The sequence below is a fragment of the Chryseobacterium sp. HNCC26DJ238 genome, from assembly GCF_057180465.1.
In genome coordinates this window covers 1-16130 of sequence record NZ_JBXUGI010000031.1, presented here as the reverse complement: position 1 = coordinate 16130, position 16130 = coordinate 1, and the positions used below count along the sequence as shown (strand labels likewise).

Sequence of the window (16130 nt, the reverse complement as noted above, 5' to 3'; positions counted from 1 at the left end):
TCTTTCGAAAACGGATTTTATATAAATGAAATAACTTAAAAATTAAGCTAAAACTTCTTTTACTTTGTTGGCAGCTTCTTCTAAAGTAATTGCAGAGTGTACAGGAAGTCCGGACTCGTCAATTAATTTTTTAGCTTCTACAGCATTGGTTCCCTGTAATCTTACGATCAACGGAACAGGAAGGCTTCCCATAGCGTGGTAAGCATCTACAACACCTTGTGCAACTCTGTCACATCTTACAATACCTCCGAAGATGTTGATCAGGATCGCTTTTACGTTCTGATCTCTTAAGATAATTTCAAAAGCAGTCTGTACCCTTGCAGCATCAGCAGTACCACCAACGTCAAGGAAGTTTGCCGGGTTACCACCAGACAATTTGATGATATCCATAGTCGCCATTGCAAGACCTGCTCCGTTAACCATACAGGCAACGTTTCCATCAAGCTTTACGAAGTTAAGGCCAGCTTCACCAGCTTCAACATCTAAAGGATCTTCTTCTCTTGTATCTCTCAATTCAGCTAAATCTTTGTGACGGAACAGTGAGTTTCCATCCAGGGTTACTTTAGCATCAACAGCAATAATTTTGTTATCCGAAGTTTTTAATACAGGATTGATTTCGAATAAAGAAGCATCAATTCCTACATAAGCATTATATAAAGACGTGATGAATTTTGTAAATTCTTTGAATGCATTTCCTTCAAGACCTAAGTTGAAGGCGATTTTTCTGGCCTGGAAACCCTGAAGACCCAAAGTAGGATCGATCAGTTCGTTGTGGATCAAATGCGGAGTTACTTCAGCAACGTGCTCAATATCCATTCCTCCTTCAGTAGAATATACGATTGTATTTTTACCTTCAGCTCTGTCCAAAAGAATAGAAACATAGAATTCTTTGGTTTCAGATTCTCCCGGATAATATACATCCTCTGCTACCAATACGGAATTTACCAATTTACCTTCAGCAGAAGTCTGAGGGGTAATCAACTGCATTCCGATGATGTTCTGAGCGTTTTCTTTCAGTTTATCCATGTTCGGAGAAAACTTTACACCGCCTCCTTTACCACGGCCACCTGCGTGAATTTGTGCTTTTACTACCCATGCCTGAGCTCCGGTTTCTGCAGTAAGTTTTTCAGCAGCAGCTACAGCTTCGTCAACATTATTCGCTACGAAACCACGTTGTATTGCTACTCCGTACTTTGATAAAATCTCTTTTGATTGATACTCGTGAAGATTCATATTATTTTTATTATTTTATTTTAAAATTTAAAGGTTGACAAATTTACTAAAAAACCACAGATTTAGAAAGTAATTTATCTATCTTTTGAAGGATTGCGATACTCAAATATATCTTTCTGCATCATATCTCAAAAAACAGTTCTATTTATTAATAATTTTCTTTTATGATTTCATATATCAGAAGTATTCTTTATTGTTAAAATGTTTTCTCAATGAATAAATCAAAATTGCATAACAATCATAAATGATAGTATTGCTATTAATTAAAAAATTTTAATATCTTTGCTGTTAGTATTGCTAATTTTTGAATTAAATTTTTATAATGGAATTTCAAATCAAATTTAAGGTAAGTGAAAACTTATACCTCCGGGATCCTGAAAGCAGCGATGTCGGTAAGGCGATTGTCAAAAATTCAATAGAATTAATTAGTGAGACCGGTTTTGAAAATTTTACTTTCAGGAAACTTGCTCATAAAATAAATTCGACAGAGGCCACAGTTTACCGCTACTTTTCGTCAAAATACAAATTACTCACCTATATTCTGAACTGGTATTGGTCGTATCTGGAACTGATTTCGAAATTCCGGCTTTTAGAGATTCAGGATCCATCGCAAAAAGTCGAGAAACTTCTCAGTATCATTACTCATCAGGATAATTATGAGAGTATGCTGGAGGATTATGATTTGTCTAAACTGCATTCTATCGTGATCTCCGAAAGCAGCAAATCTTATCTGGTAAAAGAAGTTGACGAGATCAACAGAGAATTGGTTTTTAATCCTTTAAAAAGTCTTTGTAGTTTTTGCGGTACTGTACTTTCTGAAGCAAAGCCTGATTTTCAGTTTCCCCTGTCATTTGCCAGTACTTTACTTGAGACAGCTCACAATCAGCAGTTTTTCAGCGAACATCTGCCAAAACTTACCGATAATTATATTGATAAGATGGAACACAAAAAATATGTATTGAAATATTTACGTCACATTACCTTTACTTTACTCAAATAAATAATTCTATGGAAAAAACTTCTAAAGAACACGGTTACAACCTTTTTAAATACGTTACAAAAGAGAAAAAAGATGTTACCAATATTTATTTTTATGCCATCCTGAATGGTCTTGTACAGTTGAGTGTACCCCTGGGGATACAGTCGATTGTAAGTTTTGTAATGGGAGCAACGATGGCAACTTCGATCTACATTCTAATTATTTTTGTCGTAATAGGAACCTGGCTTGTAGGATATTTCAGGTTAAAAGTAATGCAGATTATTGAGAAAATTCAGCAGAAAATTTTTGTGGAGTTTTCACTTGCATTTGCAGAAAAACTTCCGAAAGTCAATCTCAGTGAAACAAGAAAATATTATCTTCCGGAATTGGTCAACCGTTTTTTTGATACACAGAATCTGCAGAAAGGGATTTCAAAAATTCTGTTAGAAATCCCAACAGCTATTATTCAGATTATTTTTGGTATTCTTCTGCTCTCATTTTACCATCCCTGGTTTTTGATTTTCGGAGCTTTGGTCATTATCTGTGTTATTATTATTTTCAGATTTACCATGGACAGCGGAATCCAGTCCAGTATCGAAGAAAGTGAGAAAAAATATCAGGTTGCATCATGGCTTGAAGATATTGCAGCATCAGTTAAAACATTCAAAATCAATTCTACAAGTGAAGTGCATCTTTCAGGAGTTGATGAGCGGGTGGTCGGCTATCTTAATTTCAGGACTTCCCATTTTCGGGTTCTGGTCATCCAGTATAAAACAATCATTGCTTTTAAAGTCATCATTACTTTAGCGATGCTCGTTATCGGAACCTATCTTTTGGTTAATCAGAAACTGAACATCGGAGCATTTATAGCCACAGAGATTGTTGTCTTAAGCATCATGACAGCAGTAGAAAAACTCATTGTAAGCCTTGAAAGTTATTATGATGTTATTGCCTCTCTGGCCAAATTGAATAAAGTAACCGATCTGCCGGAGGAGCACAATGGGGAAATTGTTTTAGGTGAATACAAAGAAGGATTAGAGATTGAATTCAAAGAGGTGAACTTCTCTTTCAGTGAACATCAAAACATTTTAAATAATGTTAATTTTAAAATTCCCGAAAATACAATTACTGTTATATCCGGTAAACTGGGGGCAGGGAAATCACTGTTGCTGAATATGATTGCAGGATTCTACCAGCCGACTTCCGGGTCTGTACTTTTTGATAAGATCCCTCTGAAAAATATTAATAAAACTGAGCTTAGAACGCAGATAGGCCTTTACCTGGAAGACATGACGATCATTAAAGGAACGGTACAGGAAAATATCATTCTCGGAAATAAAGACATCAGTCCCGAAAGTATTTTGGAACTCGCTGATGAAATCGGTATCGATAATATTTCGAGCCAGTTCAGCTCAGGATTTGATACAGAAATAAGTGAGACAGATACAGAAGTTTCCTTTAGCTCAAGAAAGAAAATACTGCTTTTGAGATCATTACTGGGGCACAAAAGGCTTCTTGTACTGGAAGATCCTCTCGACGGTATGAATGATGAATTTAAAAATAAAATGATGCTGTACCTCAATAAAATAAAAAGGAATACAACAATCATTATTGTTTCTCAGAATCAAACACTAACGCAGCTTGCTGATCAGCATCTTCATCTGCAGCACGGTACTCTGGAAATTGTTTAATAAAAATTTTTAAAAAATGAAATTGCAGTCGTTCGAAAATATATATCATATCAATGAAAAGTCGAAGGTTAAAAGATGGTTTTTAATCATTTTCCTGGCAGGTTTCGTAGTGCTTTTTTTACCCTGGACACAGAATATCCATGTTAAGGGTAATGTGAGTGCACTCTATCAGGAGCAGAGACCACAGCAGCTGAATTCACCCATCCCCGGAAGAATTATCAAATGGAATGTGAAAAACGGAGATTTTGTAAAAAAAGGAGATACGCTGCTTCAGCTGTCTGAGGTGAAAGATGATTATTTAGATCCTCTTTTGGTACAGAGGACTGAGCAGCAGGTGGATGCGAAGAAAGGAGTCAGAGATTATTATGAAGCGAAAGTCGGTACCGTTAACAGCCAGTTTCAGGCACTGAATACGGCAAGAGACCTGAAACTGAATCAGCTTACTATAAAAATCAGCCAGCTGAACAATAAACTGACCGGTGAAGAAGCAGAACTTTCCGCTGCAGAAAACGAATTGAAACTAAGCGAAGATCAATTTAACAGGCAGAAAAAAATGTATGATGAAGGACTCGTCTCCCTTACCCAGTTCCAGCAGAGGAGTGCATCTTATCAGAATGCAGCCGCAAAAAAAACGTCTGCTGAAAACAAAGTTGCACAGACCCGGCAGGAAATCGTAAATACAGGGATCGAGCAGAATGCCACCATACAGGATTATACCGAAAAACTGAGTAAGATAGAAGGCGAACGTTTTCAGAATATGGGTCAGATTGAAGGAAGTGACGGTGAAATTGCAAAACTCCAGAATCAGGTTACCAACTACCGGGCAAGACAGGGTTTGTACTTTATCATTGCCTCTCAGGACGGGCAGGTGGTGCAGATCAACAAAGCCGGAATAGGTGAAATCTTAAAAGACGGAGAAAGCATTGCCACCATTGTTCCGGACAAAGTAGACTATGCTGTGGAAATCTACATAAAGCCTGTCGATCTTCCTTTAGTGAAAGAAGGTCAGCGGGTGATGTGTATTTTTGACGGATTTCCCGCAATCGTTTTTTCGGGGTGGCCTAATTCAAGCTACGGAACATTTGCAGGAAAAGTAATTGCTGTAGAAAATAATATCAGTGCAAACGGGCTCTTCAAGGCACTGATTGTTCAGGATAAAAATGAAAAGCAGTGGCCGCCGAAAATAAAAATAGGAACCGGCGTACAGGGAATTGCCATTTTAAATGATGTACCGGTCTGGTACGAATTATGGCGAAATATCAACGGTTTCCCACCTGATTATTATGAAGTAAAAACGAATAAAGCGCAGGCAGATGAAAATGCGAAGTAAAATTTTGACTGTTCTCACGATGGTGCTGTTTTCAGATTTTTTTTTCGGACAGGATTCGTTAAAACTTTCTCATCAGGAATTTCTTTCCATCGTAAAACAATATCATCCGCTGGCATTTAAATACCAGCTTCAGAATAAAATTGGCGAAGCTGAAATTACCAGTGCCAGAGGAAATTTTGATCCCATACTTTCAGCAAAAGCAGGAGAGAAAAATATAGACGGAACGCAGTATTATGAGCAAAAAAACATAGCGCTCGATATTCCTACATGGTATGGGATTGATCTTAACGGAAGCTATAACTACCTGAATGGTGAAAAACTTAATAACAGCGATACTAGAGGCGGACTAGCGCAATTTGGAATAACCATTCCTCTGGCAAAAAATCTTCTGTATGATAAAAGAAGAGCAGTACTTGATCAGGCTAAATTTGCCTTGAAAATGACACAGGCAGAGCAGGTCATCCTTACCAATCAGCTTCTTCTGGATGCAGAAAATACTTTTTGGGAATGGGTTAAAAATTTTGAGATTTATGACCTTCAGAAAAAATCGGTTGAGATTAATATGGAGAGACTTAAACTGACAAAAAGAACATACGAATACGGCGAGAGGCCTGCAATAGATACGGTAGAGGCAGCATCGCAGCTTCAGAGTTTTCAGCTGCAGGAAAGAGATGCATATCTTAATTATGTTAAAAGTACTCAGGATCTACAGATGTTTTTATGGAAAAACCAACAGGAGGTCTATCCGCTTACCCAAATGATTTTTCCTTCCACGGAACTTAATGATCATAGTGGATATGCAGGTTTTGATTTTCTCATCCAGGAAGTAAGGGAAAAAAGAATTGATGCAAATGCTTCTATGCAGTATTATTTTCAGAAAGAAAATATCCTGGAAAGTGAAAGAAGACTGAAATGGCAGAGTTTTCTTCCTAAAATAGATTTTACGTACAATTTTTTTAATAAAGAAAATTACAGAGCAGACTATCTCCCGCTGTTCGATAATAACTTTCAGTATGGGATCAAGCTTGAAATTCCGGTTTTTCTGAGACAGGCAAGGGCTGATTATCAGATTGCAAAAATCAAGATCTTACAAAACCAGCAGGATCTGCAATTGAAAGGCAGGGAAATCAATACCAAGATAGAAACCTATATCAATGAAGTCCTCAATTATCAATCTCAGATTAATTTGGCAGACAGTAACTTAAGCAACTATAAAAAACTCCTAAATGCAGAAGAGATTCGCTATCTTAACGGTGAAAGTTCATTATTCCTTATTAATTCACGGGAAAATAAACTCATTGAAGCGCAGGAGAAAAACTTCGAACTGAAAGCTAAATTTCTCAAGAGCTATAATAAGTTGAAATGGCTGAATGAGAATTTTAAATTTTAGTCAGCAATCTTTTTGTCTGTTGGTTTTGCAGCATGCGAATCAGTTTTTTCGGAATTACCACCATTATCCTGACGTCCTTTACAACCTTTTCGGATAATATCATTTATTCCTCAGATAATTTTTCTGACTGCGAGCCGATAAAAGGAATTTTAGGAGCCAGAAAATAACCGGTCAGGCTCGCAAACAGTATCGGGACGAAATAGGTGAAACCGGTTAAAGTTCCCAGAATGATCGTCGTGCTCATTGGAGTTCTGGTTACACATGCATTAATTCCGGCCATACAGCTTACAATGGCTAAAGTAGTATCTACGGAAGGAAAAATCTGATGAATGATCAATCCTAAAGTAGTTCCCACAAAAAATAAAGGAATAATAAAACCGCCTCTCCAGCCTGAAGTAACCGTAACGGCAATTGCAACTATTTTAAAAATTAAGATGAGGATTAAAAAGTTGAGGGCAAAGTTTCCGTTGATCAGTTCGTTGATTTCGTGGTGTCCAAAATACCTTGTTAGCGGGAAATAGTAAGCGATAATTCCTAAAATAATTCCTCCGGTCAGTGTTTTGATATAGATCGGAAAATTTCTGTATTCAAATATTTTTTTGAAGAACTTAACCACAAAAATAAAAATCCAGCCGGTGAAAGTGGCTAAAACGGCAAATCCGGAAGCATAAGCAAAGTCATAAATTCCCGAGTAATGGTAAGCTTTTAAATCCCATGTCGCTCCGATTCCCAAATGAATGATCAGTGCAAAGACTGCATAACTGAAACAGCTTGCTACCAATGCAGGGATAATCGCTTTGTAATATTCAACAGCGTGCCGGTGATGCAGGATTTCAAGAGAAAAGAGACTTCCGCCAAGCGGTGCGCCAAACAGAGCGGTAAAACCCGAAGCCATTCCGGCAATGCTTAATGAACGCAATTCTTCACCTTTCAGCCTGAAAATTTTCCCCAACCAGGTTCCGGTTGAGCCCGTAACCTGAACGAGTGGTGCTTCAGGACCCAGACTTCCGCCTGATGCCACGCAGAAAAGGGATGATAAAATCATAGAAGGATTGTTCTTGGGATCCAGTTTGCCTTTATTGAACCTGATGTTATTGACGATCAGGTGGATCTCCCCGGGGTCTCCAATGAAATGAATCACCAGGCCTGCCAGCAAGCCACAGATGGCCATGGTAGGGATGACCATCCAACCTTGAAACTGTATTAAAAATTCTGTAAAATGTTCTAAAACAATCCAGTAAAGTCCTGCGATAATACCGCCCACAAGACCGGTTACTGCCCACATGAAAAAAGTCCGGCTGAATACAAACGGGTTAAATCTGATGGGTTGATCTAAAAGATTAAATGTCCGTATTAAGCGTCTTCTTCTTTTGATTTTCATTTTACTTTATTTTAAAATTACGATCATCATTCGTAAGTGTGTTTGTTTTAGATAGAAATTGTTTATTGAACCATTGGGAAGATAAAGCAGAAGGTTGGAAAAGGTAAAATCAAATAGATGTATACAACATTCTGCTTAAAACAAAGCTAAGCTTGCTTATTCTTAACTTCTTAATAAATCTTAATAGATTCATTACATTTAAAAATGATCTCAAATTCTATTCTTCAGAAAATAAAAAATCAGCATCAGCCAGCTCAGAATCATAAACAATCCCCCAAGCGGCGTAATCGGCCCTAAAAATTTCAGATTTACTCCCAGATAATCCTGTAGGCTCAAACCGTAAATACTGAAAGAAAAAAGAATTGTTCCCACAATCATTAACAGTGAAATCCATTTTTGAGATGAGGTGTCAAATTTTAAAATGTAGCCTGCAATCAATAAAAAGAATGCGGCATACATCTGATAGCGTACACCCGTTTCAAAACTTTCCAGTCTTTCAACGGATAATATTTTCTTTAAAGCGTGTGCTCCGAAAGCACCCAAAATAACGGATAACATGCCGTAAGCGGCACCGAAGACTAAAGTAATTGTTTTCATTTTATAATTCTTCTAATTCAAGATTTAAATATTTTTTTGTCCGGTAATCCTGCCAGGTGCCAACGATTTTATTGCCTTTTACGTCAGCTTCTATAGATGCTTTCGGAATCCATTTTTTTAATTCCTCACTGTGGTAATCATTCTCTGTTACCGAAATATGACTGTTTCTTAAACTGCCTGTCCACTCGATCAGTTTTTTATTTTTATCATACCAGTAAAAAGCGGAAAATGAGCCATCTTCATAAATCTGTTTTATCAAAAGTGTGACAGGGTATTTTTGATCAATTTTACCTTTATATAATTTATTTTCAGCCGTGTTCTGTCTCACTGGTTTCTCAGATTCTGATAATAAATTTTTACCGTAAGCATTCAGATATTGCTGAATATCTTTGTACGGCAATGTAATTTCATAACTTCCCAGATCATCCAAAGCCCGCATCGCATGGTTCGAACAGCGTTCTCTCACAATCGTTAATCTGTCTTTCCCGAAAAAAAACTTGGTATAAGCTAATTTTCCGTCTTTTACAGATTCCAAGCATTCTTCATACATACGGATCTGTTCGTTTTCATCATGATCATGATCAGAATGTGATTTTATTTCATTTAAAAACCCCTGAATTTTATCACCGACATTTTTATTGATTATTTTTTCAATCGTACCGGTTGAATCCGGTTTAAAAATATCCTGAATATTGATGTAATTTCCGGTTCGCAAATCAAAATTTTTCCATTCAGAAAAACCTTCAGGATAAGCTCCTGAGGCTTCACCATCTATTGACAGGCTTAAAATATTCTGTGGTGTCTCCAGTTTTTTCCATTCATAGAAATAGACAAAGTTCTGATATGAGTTGGTTGCGGTTGAGGCCAGCTGAAAAGGATTTTTTCCTGATCCCGGAATATATTCAAGTTCACTGACCTGCAAAAATATATTTATTTTATTTTCGATCAAAGGTTTTGAAGGAAATGAAACAACCGGAAAATTATAATTTTCAGATTGAGGTTTCAGATTGCTGACCCTTACATTCTTCTGCTGTGAAAAACAAATAGTTGAGATCAGGATAAAAAGTAAATATTTTTTCATTGTCCGGATTTAAGATACATCAGGATAATACTACCGATCAAAGTCAGAATCCCTGAGACAATAAAAAAGACAGAGAATCTGCGTGACCGCTGAAAGCCCTGATTATTGGTGTTTTTTAAGAATAATCCGAAGGCAATAAAGAGCAATGATCCTGTAATTTGCAGCATTATTGACCTCTTAATCTGTTAAACTCGTTGATGACTTCATGATGTGTAACGGTCTTATCTTTAAAATACGTTACAAAATGCTGTTTTTCCTCTTCTGTAGCACCCATTTGGTTTAAAATATTAAGCAAATGCATTTTCATATGTCCTTTCTGAATTCCTGTAGTCACCAGGGACCTTAGAGCCCCGAAATTCTGAGCCAAACCTGAAACAGCCAGGATGCTCATCAATTCCTGTGCAGAAGGTTTACCTAATAATGCCAGAGAAAACTTTACCAGAGGATGAAGGTTCGTTAAGCCTCCGACTACACCTACGGATATGGGAAGATCAATCCAGAATCTGAAAATTCCGTTATCAATTGTGCAGTGTGTCAATGAAGAATATTTTCCGTCTTTTGCTGCGTACGCATGCGCGCAGGCTTCGGTTGCTCTGAAATCGTTTCCGGTTGCAATAACCACAGCATCAACGCCATTCATTATTCCTTTATTGTGCGTTGTCGCACGGAAGGGTTCAATTTCAGCAATCGTTACCGCCTGTTTAAATTTTCTGGCAAATTCTTCATTAGAAATTCCGCTGTCATCTTTCAAATCGTCAATTTTACAGGAAACTTCGGCTCTCACAATACAGTCAGGAGTGAAATTGGAAAGGATATTCATCACCACCTGCAGGGAATCTTTTTCTTCCTGCGTAAAATCTTCATCAAGCGAAATCTGTTCCCTTAAAGTTTTACCGAATTGTTCAAGACAGGAATTGATAAAATTCGCACCCATGGAATCTACAGTGTCAAAGCTTGCTTTCAACTGATAGTAGTTCGGCATTTCAGCAGTTTTGTCAACCAGCTTTATTTCTAAAATTCCGCCGCCGCGATTTCGCATGTTGGCAGTGATGCTTTCGGTAGCTTCAAAAAGTTTTTTCTTTAATTTAAAATTAAAGAAATGCTGAAGTTTATGAGATTCTACATTGATGATAAAGTGAGTGTGACCTAATTTTGTCGTATTGATAATCGTTGTTTTGAAGCCTCCTTTATCAATCCAGAATTTTGCAGCTTTTGATGCCGCAGCAACCACTGAACTTTCTTCAACAGCCATAGGTAAAGCCAACAGTTTTCCGTCGATCAGAAAATTAGGGGCAATTCCGTAGGGCATATAAAAATTGGAAATTGTATTTTCAGAAAACTCATCATGAAGTTTCTGAAGATCAGCATTTTCATTCCAGTATTGATTAAGTATATTCTGATAATCTGAGTTTCCTTCGAGATATTCATTGACAAGCCAGTCAATTTTTCCCTGTTTGGTCAGTTTAGAAAAACCTTCCACCGGTTGATGATTCATATAAGTAAGTTATTTTTTAATAAAAGAAGGCATTACCATCCGTTTAAGACTTCACGCATAAATTAATAATGGTAAATATAGTAAATTTGTTTATGCCTGTTGTTGATAAGTTCATTGAAAAAAGAGTGATATATCTCAATATTGGATTTACTTTTGAATAGTAAAAATGATCTTAACCATAAAAGTCTGAAAGTTTTTAAACATTTAACTTTATCCTGATCTGACTGATGTGTTTGAAGAATGATAATAAATTTTTTAAAATATGAATTTTGACCGTCTGAAAGAAAAATTAGAAATCCTCGCTGATGCTGCGAAATACGATGTGTCATGTTCATCAAGCGGAGGATCGAGGAAGAATAAAAAAGGTGCTCTGGGAGACAATTCTGCGAGCGGAATCTGTCATACCTATACAGAAGACGGGCGATGTGTCTCTCTTCTCAAAGTTCTTTTGACCAATCACTGTATTTACGATTGTGCGTACTGTGTATCACGAAGTTCAAATGACATTAAAAGAGCTGCTTTTACGGTGGAAGAAGTCGTAGATTTAACGATTAATTTTTACCGGAGAAATTATATTGAAGGTTTATTTTTAAGCTCCGGTATTTTTAAAAATGCCGATACAACGATGGAGCGTCTGGTGCGTGTTGCAAAAAAGCTTCGTCTGGAAGAAAATTTTAATGGCTATATTCATTTAAAATCTATTCCGGGGGCGAGTGATCTTCTGATGCAGGAAGCTGCGTTATATGCAGACCGTTTATCGATCAACATTGAGATTCCAACAGAAAGCGGGTTAAAATTATTGGCTCCTGAAAAAAACAGGGAAGATATGCTGAATCCGATGAAATATATTCAAAGCGGAATCACGCAATATAAAGAAGAAAAGAAGATTTTCAGAAAAGTTCCGAAGTTTGCCCCGGCAGGTCAGTCTACGCAGATGATTGTAGGAGCAACTAATGAAAATGATTTACAGATCATCAAAGTTGCTGATCACTTTTATAAAAATTACAACCTTAAAAGAGTGTATTACTCAGGTTATGTTCCGGTACTTGAAGATAACAGGTTGCCGGCACTGACAACAGAAGTGCCTATGCTTCGGGAAAACCGTTTGTATCAGTCAGATTGGCTGATGCGTTTTTATGGATTCAAGGCAGACGAAATTTTAGATCCCCATATGCCGTTTCTTGATCTGGAAGTAGATCCGAAACTGAGTTGGGCCCTAAGACATCTTGATCAGTTTCCTGTCAATCTTCAGACAGCAGACTATCAGGTTATTCTCAGGATTCCGGGAATAGGCGTGAAGACCGCAAAAAAAATAGTTTCTGCCAGGAGATTTCAGGTTTTGACGATTGATCATTTAAAGAAGTTGGGTGCAGCGGTTAACAGGGCTAAATATTTTATTGATTTTAATGCGGGAAATGTTTTTCTCAGACATCTGACGGATATCAATCTCAGAAAACTTCTCATTGGGGGAAGTACTTCAAAGTTTCAGAATCAGTTTTCACAGCAATTAACTTTGTTTTGATAAAGTAATCTTAAACGTCCATATTTCCTAGAATTTAGACATTTTTTACTTTATAAAAACAGATCAATATAAATTTGAGTATTACAAAAAAATAAGCAGATTATATTTCGGGTCAGATTGAATCCCGTGATTTCCAGAATTAAGGTCATTTAGTTACGGATGCTTTACGTCTTCATCAGCATAAGATCATTCAGTATTCCAAAATTATCTGATTGAAGATCTCAATGAAATTATAATGAATTTGCAACTATTACATTATCAAATTAATAAACTGTTACATTATCCCATTGATAAACTGTTACATTATCACATTAAAACTTGAACATTATCCCATTGATAAATTTTTACACTAATGATAGTCACCATACTTTATGACGGAAGTTTTGACGGACTTTTTACGGCTATATTTGAAGTTTTTGAATATAAGTATGCCGATGTTGAAATTGTAAGTAGGGAAAGGTTTCACCAGGAAAATATTTTTGCTGAAATTCATGAAGTAATCACCCAACAGGATAAATCAGAAAGAGTTCTGAATAAATTAGAAGACAACATCGGTAAATCAGGCGTTCATGAACTGGTAAAAGTTTTTTTATCCGAAGAATCTGATTTGGAACAGATCATTCTCTCAGCAGTAAGGCAGTCAATCCGGTATCCCAAAGAAAATATTCTTCAGAATTATGCTGATCAGGATATTTTAAGAATTGCGAAAATTTCAAAATCGATCAGCCGAGAGAGACATCGGATGACCGCTTTTGTAAGGTTTGAGAAAATGCAGGATGAGGTGTTCTTCGCTAAAATCGATCCGGATTTCAATGTGTTGCCGCTGATCCGAAAACATTTTAAAGACCGCTATCAGGATCAGAAATGGATGATCTATGATCTCAAAAGAAATTACGGAATCCTGTATGATCTTCAAACGTGTGATTTTTTCTATCCCGAAGAAAAAATTGACCTCAACAGATATCAGCAGAAATTTCATGATGAAGAGAAAAATTACCAGACGCTCTGGCAAAGGTATTTTACCAAGACCAATATTGTGGAAAGGAAAAATCTGAAACTTCATATTCAGCACGTTCCTAAAAGGTACTGGAAGTATCTGACTGAAAAACATTAAGTTTACTGTAAGCATCAGAAATTTAAATAAAATCTCAACACTGCCTGTTTGATGATTAAGAAAGAAATTTTTTTAATGATAAAATCTCAGGATGAAAATATAAAATCTGCAGTTTTCGAGATCAAAAATGTAATGCTTTCTGAATTCTGCTGATCAAAACTTATTATAGAGATACTGCCGTTATCTGAACTTGTTTTTGTAGATTTGTGTTTGAAATTTTTAAATAAATGAAAGAGAGTGCTGTGAAAAAAATTGCAGTTCTTACCTCGGGAGGTGACTCTCCGGGGATGAACGCAGCATTAAGGGCAGTGGTAAGAACTGCAAATTATTACGATATCGAATGTTACGGGGTGAGAGAAGGCTACAATGGTCTTATTAATAATGATTTCCTGAAAATGGGTCCCCGTTCTGTAAAAAATATAATCAATCAGGGTGGAACGATTCTAAAATCTGCCAGATCCAAAGAATTCAGAACTAAAGAAGGCCGTCAGAAAGCCTATGACAATTGTGTAAAATACGGAATTGACGGTTTGGTCTGTATCGGTGGTGACGGAACGTTTACCGGAGCAAAGATTTTCAATGAAGAATTTGGAATCCGTGTCATCGGTGTTCCCGGAACTATTGATAACGATATATTCGGGACGGATAACACAATTGGTTTCGATACAGCTCTGAATACAGCTATGGATGCTATTGACAAAATCCGAGATACGGCAACTTCGCACAACAGGGTTTTCTTTGTTGAAGTAATGGGCCGTGATGCTGGGTTTATTGCATTAAACAGCGGATTGGCAACCGGTGCTCTTGATATTCTGATTCCTGAAAAGAAGGACAGCATGGATGAATTGTTTACCAACTTCAGAAACGCTGAAAAAACAGGGAAGGCTTCCAGTATCGTTGTGGTAGCTGAAGGTGAAAAGCTGGCAAACATCTACGAGCTGGCGGAGCAGACCAAAAAAGAATTTCCTGAATACGATATCCGCGTGGCCATTTTAGGTCATATTCAGAGAGGAGGTTCACCAAGCTGTGCCGACAGGGTTCTTGCGAGCAGGCTTGGGTTTGGTGCAGTTACCGGACTGATGATAGGAGAAAACAATGTGATGGCAGGAATGCGGTCCAATGAAATTGTTTACACTCCGATCGAAGATGCCATTAAAAAACATAACGAGATCAATAAAGACCTTTTACTGATTTCAGAAATTTTAGCAATCTAATATTTTATATAATTTAATAAATCAAAACAATTATGTCAACAATTAAAGTAGGTATTAACGGGTTTGGTAGAATCGGTCGTCTTGTTTTCAGAGCTATGACTGAAAGAGACAACATTGAGGTTGTAGGGATCAATGACCTTATCAATGCAGAATACATGGCTTACATGTTAAAATACGATTCTGTACATGGAGTTTTCCCGGGAGAAGTTTCTGTTGAAGGAAATGATCTTGTGGTAAACGGTAAAAAAATCAGAGTTACTGCTGAAAGAGACCCGAATAACCTAAAGTGGAACGAAATCGGTGCTGAATATATCGTAGAATCTACAGGTTTGTTTTTAGATAAAGAAAGTGCTGCTGCGCATATCAATGCCGGAGCAAAAAAAGTGATTCTATCTGCTCCTTCTAAAGATGACACTCCAATGTTTGTAATGGGGGTTAATCACACTGATCTTACAGATGATATCAAAATTTTATCAAACGCATCTTGTACGACCAACTGTCTTGCTCCTTTAGCTAAAGTAATTCACGATAACTTCGGAATTGTAGAAGGTCTGATGACGACTGTACACGCTACAACTGCGACCCAAAAAACGGTTGACGGTCCTTCAGCAAAAGACTGGAGAGGTGGTAGAGCTGCATTAAACAATATTATACCTTCTTCTACAGGTGCTGCGAAAGCAGTAGGAAAAGTAATTCCTTCATTAAACGGAAAATTAACAGGGATGTCTTTCAGAGTACCGACTGTTGATGTTTCTGTCGTTGACCTTACGGTAAGACTGGAAAAAGCAACTTCTTACGATGAGATCTGTGCTGCAATCAAAGCTGCATCAGAGGGTGAATTGAAAGGTATTTTAGGATATACTGAAGATGCGGTGGTTTCTCAGGATTTCGTTGGTGATAAAAGAACTTCAATCTTCGATAAAGATGCCGGTATTATGCTTTCTCCTAACTTTGTTAAACTGGTTTCGTGGTATGATAACGAAATGGGATATTCAAACAAGTTAGTTGATATGCTGATCCACGCTTCTTCTTTATCTAAATAATAAGCACTCAGCTCTATATAATAAAACCTTCCAAAGCTGGAAGGTTTTTTTGTTATAGGG

13 protein-coding genes are annotated in these 16130 nt (G+C 37.1%); 8 read left to right on the top strand and 5 right to left on the bottom strand.

All coding sequences use genetic code 11. The features are described from left to right. Window positions 1–42: 42 nt before the first annotated feature. Window positions 43–1233 carry an ADP-forming succinate--CoA ligase subunit beta gene (gene sucC, locus AC2A07_RS19195; RefSeq protein ID WP_314495123.1) on the bottom strand — a complete coding sequence of 397 codons (1191 nt, stop codon included), beginning with the start codon at window positions 1231–1233 and terminating at the stop codon, window positions 43–45. Window positions 1234–1555: 322 nt separating this feature from the next. On the opposite strand from sucC, the gene AC2A07_RS19190 reads away from it, so the two are divergent. The 4 genes from AC2A07_RS19190 to AC2A07_RS19175 are packed head-to-tail and all read left to right on the top strand — an operon-like array spanning window position 1556 to window position 6623. Beyond that, complete coding sequence (locus tag AC2A07_RS19190; RefSeq protein WP_484051721.1) at window positions 1556–2233, top strand: TetR/AcrR family transcriptional regulator; 678 nt, start codon at window positions 1556–1558, stop codon at window positions 2231–2233. 8 nt (window positions 2234–2241) lie between these two features. Then, window positions 2242–3903, top strand: coding sequence for a peptidase domain-containing ABC transporter (locus tag AC2A07_RS19185; RefSeq protein WP_484051720.1), 1662 nt, complete (start codon window positions 2242–2244; stop codon window positions 3901–3903). A 16-nt stretch (window positions 3904–3919) separates the two neighbouring features. Further along, window positions 3920–5233, top strand: coding sequence for an HlyD family secretion protein (locus tag AC2A07_RS19180; protein WP_484051719.1), 1314 nt, complete (start codon window positions 3920–3922; stop codon window positions 5231–5233). Beyond that, window positions 5223–6623: a TolC family protein gene (locus tag AC2A07_RS19175; RefSeq protein WP_484051718.1), complete on the top strand. Its 1401-nt coding sequence runs from the start codon at window positions 5223–5225 to the stop codon at window positions 6621–6623. Before AC2A07_RS19180 ends, AC2A07_RS19175 begins: the two co-directional genes overlap by 11 nt. Before the next feature lie 103 nt (window positions 6624–6726). Here the strand turns inward: AC2A07_RS19175 and AC2A07_RS19170 are convergent, their stop codons facing one another. The 4 genes from AC2A07_RS19170 to AC2A07_RS19155 form a co-directional block, all read right to left on the bottom strand. Then, on the bottom strand, window positions 6727–8004 hold the full coding sequence (locus tag AC2A07_RS19170; RefSeq protein ID WP_484051717.1) for a chloride channel protein: 1278 nt from the start codon (window positions 8002–8004) through the stop codon (window positions 6727–6729). A 210-nt stretch (window positions 8005–8214) separates the two neighbouring features. Continuing rightward, window positions 8215–8601, bottom strand: coding sequence for a DUF423 domain-containing protein (locus tag AC2A07_RS19165; protein WP_484051716.1), 387 nt, complete (start codon window positions 8599–8601; stop codon window positions 8215–8217). A 1-nt stretch (window position 8602) separates the two neighbouring features. Beyond that, window positions 8603–9682, bottom strand: a complete 1080-nt coding sequence (locus AC2A07_RS19160; RefSeq protein ID WP_484051715.1) for a hypothetical protein — start codon at window positions 9680–9682, stop codon at window positions 8603–8605. A 166-nt stretch (window positions 9683–9848) separates the two neighbouring features. Next, window positions 9849–11177 (bottom strand): hydroxymethylglutaryl-CoA reductase, degradative, encoded by a 1329-nt coding sequence (locus AC2A07_RS19155; protein WP_484051714.1) that lies wholly within the window; start codon window positions 11175–11177, stop codon window positions 9849–9851. A gap of 262 nt (window positions 11178–11439) precedes the next feature. Between AC2A07_RS19155 and AC2A07_RS19150 the strand changes: the two genes are divergently transcribed. From AC2A07_RS19150 to gap, 4 genes are all read left to right on the top strand, one after another. Next, window positions 11440–12699, top strand: coding sequence for a putative DNA modification/repair radical SAM protein (locus tag AC2A07_RS19150; protein ID WP_484051713.1), 1260 nt, complete (start codon window positions 11440–11442; stop codon window positions 12697–12699). A gap of 352 nt (window positions 12700–13051) precedes the next feature. Then, complete coding sequence (locus AC2A07_RS19145) at window positions 13052–13813, top strand: TIGR03915 family putative DNA repair protein (RefSeq protein ID WP_484051712.1); 762 nt, start codon at window positions 13052–13054, stop codon at window positions 13811–13813. A gap of 227 nt (window positions 13814–14040) precedes the next feature. Beyond that, entirely contained in the window at window positions 14041–15027 is a 987-nt protein-coding gene (pfkA, locus tag AC2A07_RS19140; protein WP_484051711.1) for a 6-phosphofructokinase, read from the top strand. A 32-nt stretch (window positions 15028–15059) separates the two neighbouring features. After that, window positions 15060–16070, top strand: coding sequence for a type I glyceraldehyde-3-phosphate dehydrogenase (gene gap / locus AC2A07_RS19135; protein ID WP_314495103.1), 1011 nt, complete (start codon window positions 15060–15062; stop codon window positions 16068–16070). Window positions 16071–16130: the final 60 nt, after the last annotated feature.

Coding starts and splice junctions, on each gene's coding strand:
- sucC (WP_314495123.1), bottom strand. CDS start 1,233: ATGAATCTTCACGAGTATCAATCAAAAGAGATTTTATCAAAGTACGGA.
- AC2A07_RS19190 (WP_484051721.1), top strand. CDS start 1,556: ATGGAATTTCAAATCAAATTTAAGGTAAGTGAAAACTTATACCTCCGG.
- AC2A07_RS19185 (WP_484051720.1), top strand. CDS start 2,242: ATGGAAAAAACTTCTAAAGAACACGGTTACAACCTTTTTAAATACGTT.
- AC2A07_RS19180 (WP_484051719.1), top strand. CDS start 3,920: ATGAAATTGCAGTCGTTCGAAAATATATATCATATCAATGAAAAGTCG.
- AC2A07_RS19175 (WP_484051718.1), top strand. CDS start 5,223: ATGCGAAGTAAAATTTTGACTGTTCTCACGATGGTGCTGTTTTCAGAT.
- AC2A07_RS19170 (WP_484051717.1), bottom strand. CDS start 8,004: ATGAAAATCAAAAGAAGAAGACGCTTAATACGGACATTTAATCTTTTA.
- AC2A07_RS19165 (WP_484051716.1), bottom strand. CDS start 8,601: ATGAAAACAATTACTTTAGTCTTCGGTGCCGCTTACGGCATGTTATCC.
- AC2A07_RS19160 (WP_484051715.1), bottom strand. CDS start 9,682: ATGAAAAAATATTTACTTTTTATCCTGATCTCAACTATTTGTTTTTCA.
- AC2A07_RS19155 (WP_484051714.1), bottom strand. CDS start 11,177: ATGAATCATCAACCGGTGGAAGGTTTTTCTAAACTGACCAAACAGGGA.
- AC2A07_RS19150 (WP_484051713.1), top strand. CDS start 11,440: ATGAATTTTGACCGTCTGAAAGAAAAATTAGAAATCCTCGCTGATGCT.
- AC2A07_RS19145 (WP_484051712.1), top strand. CDS start 13,052: ATGATAGTCACCATACTTTATGACGGAAGTTTTGACGGACTTTTTACG.
- pfkA (WP_484051711.1), top strand. CDS start 14,041: ATGAAAGAGAGTGCTGTGAAAAAAATTGCAGTTCTTACCTCGGGAGGT.
- gap (WP_314495103.1), top strand. CDS start 15,060: ATGTCAACAATTAAAGTAGGTATTAACGGGTTTGGTAGAATCGGTCGT.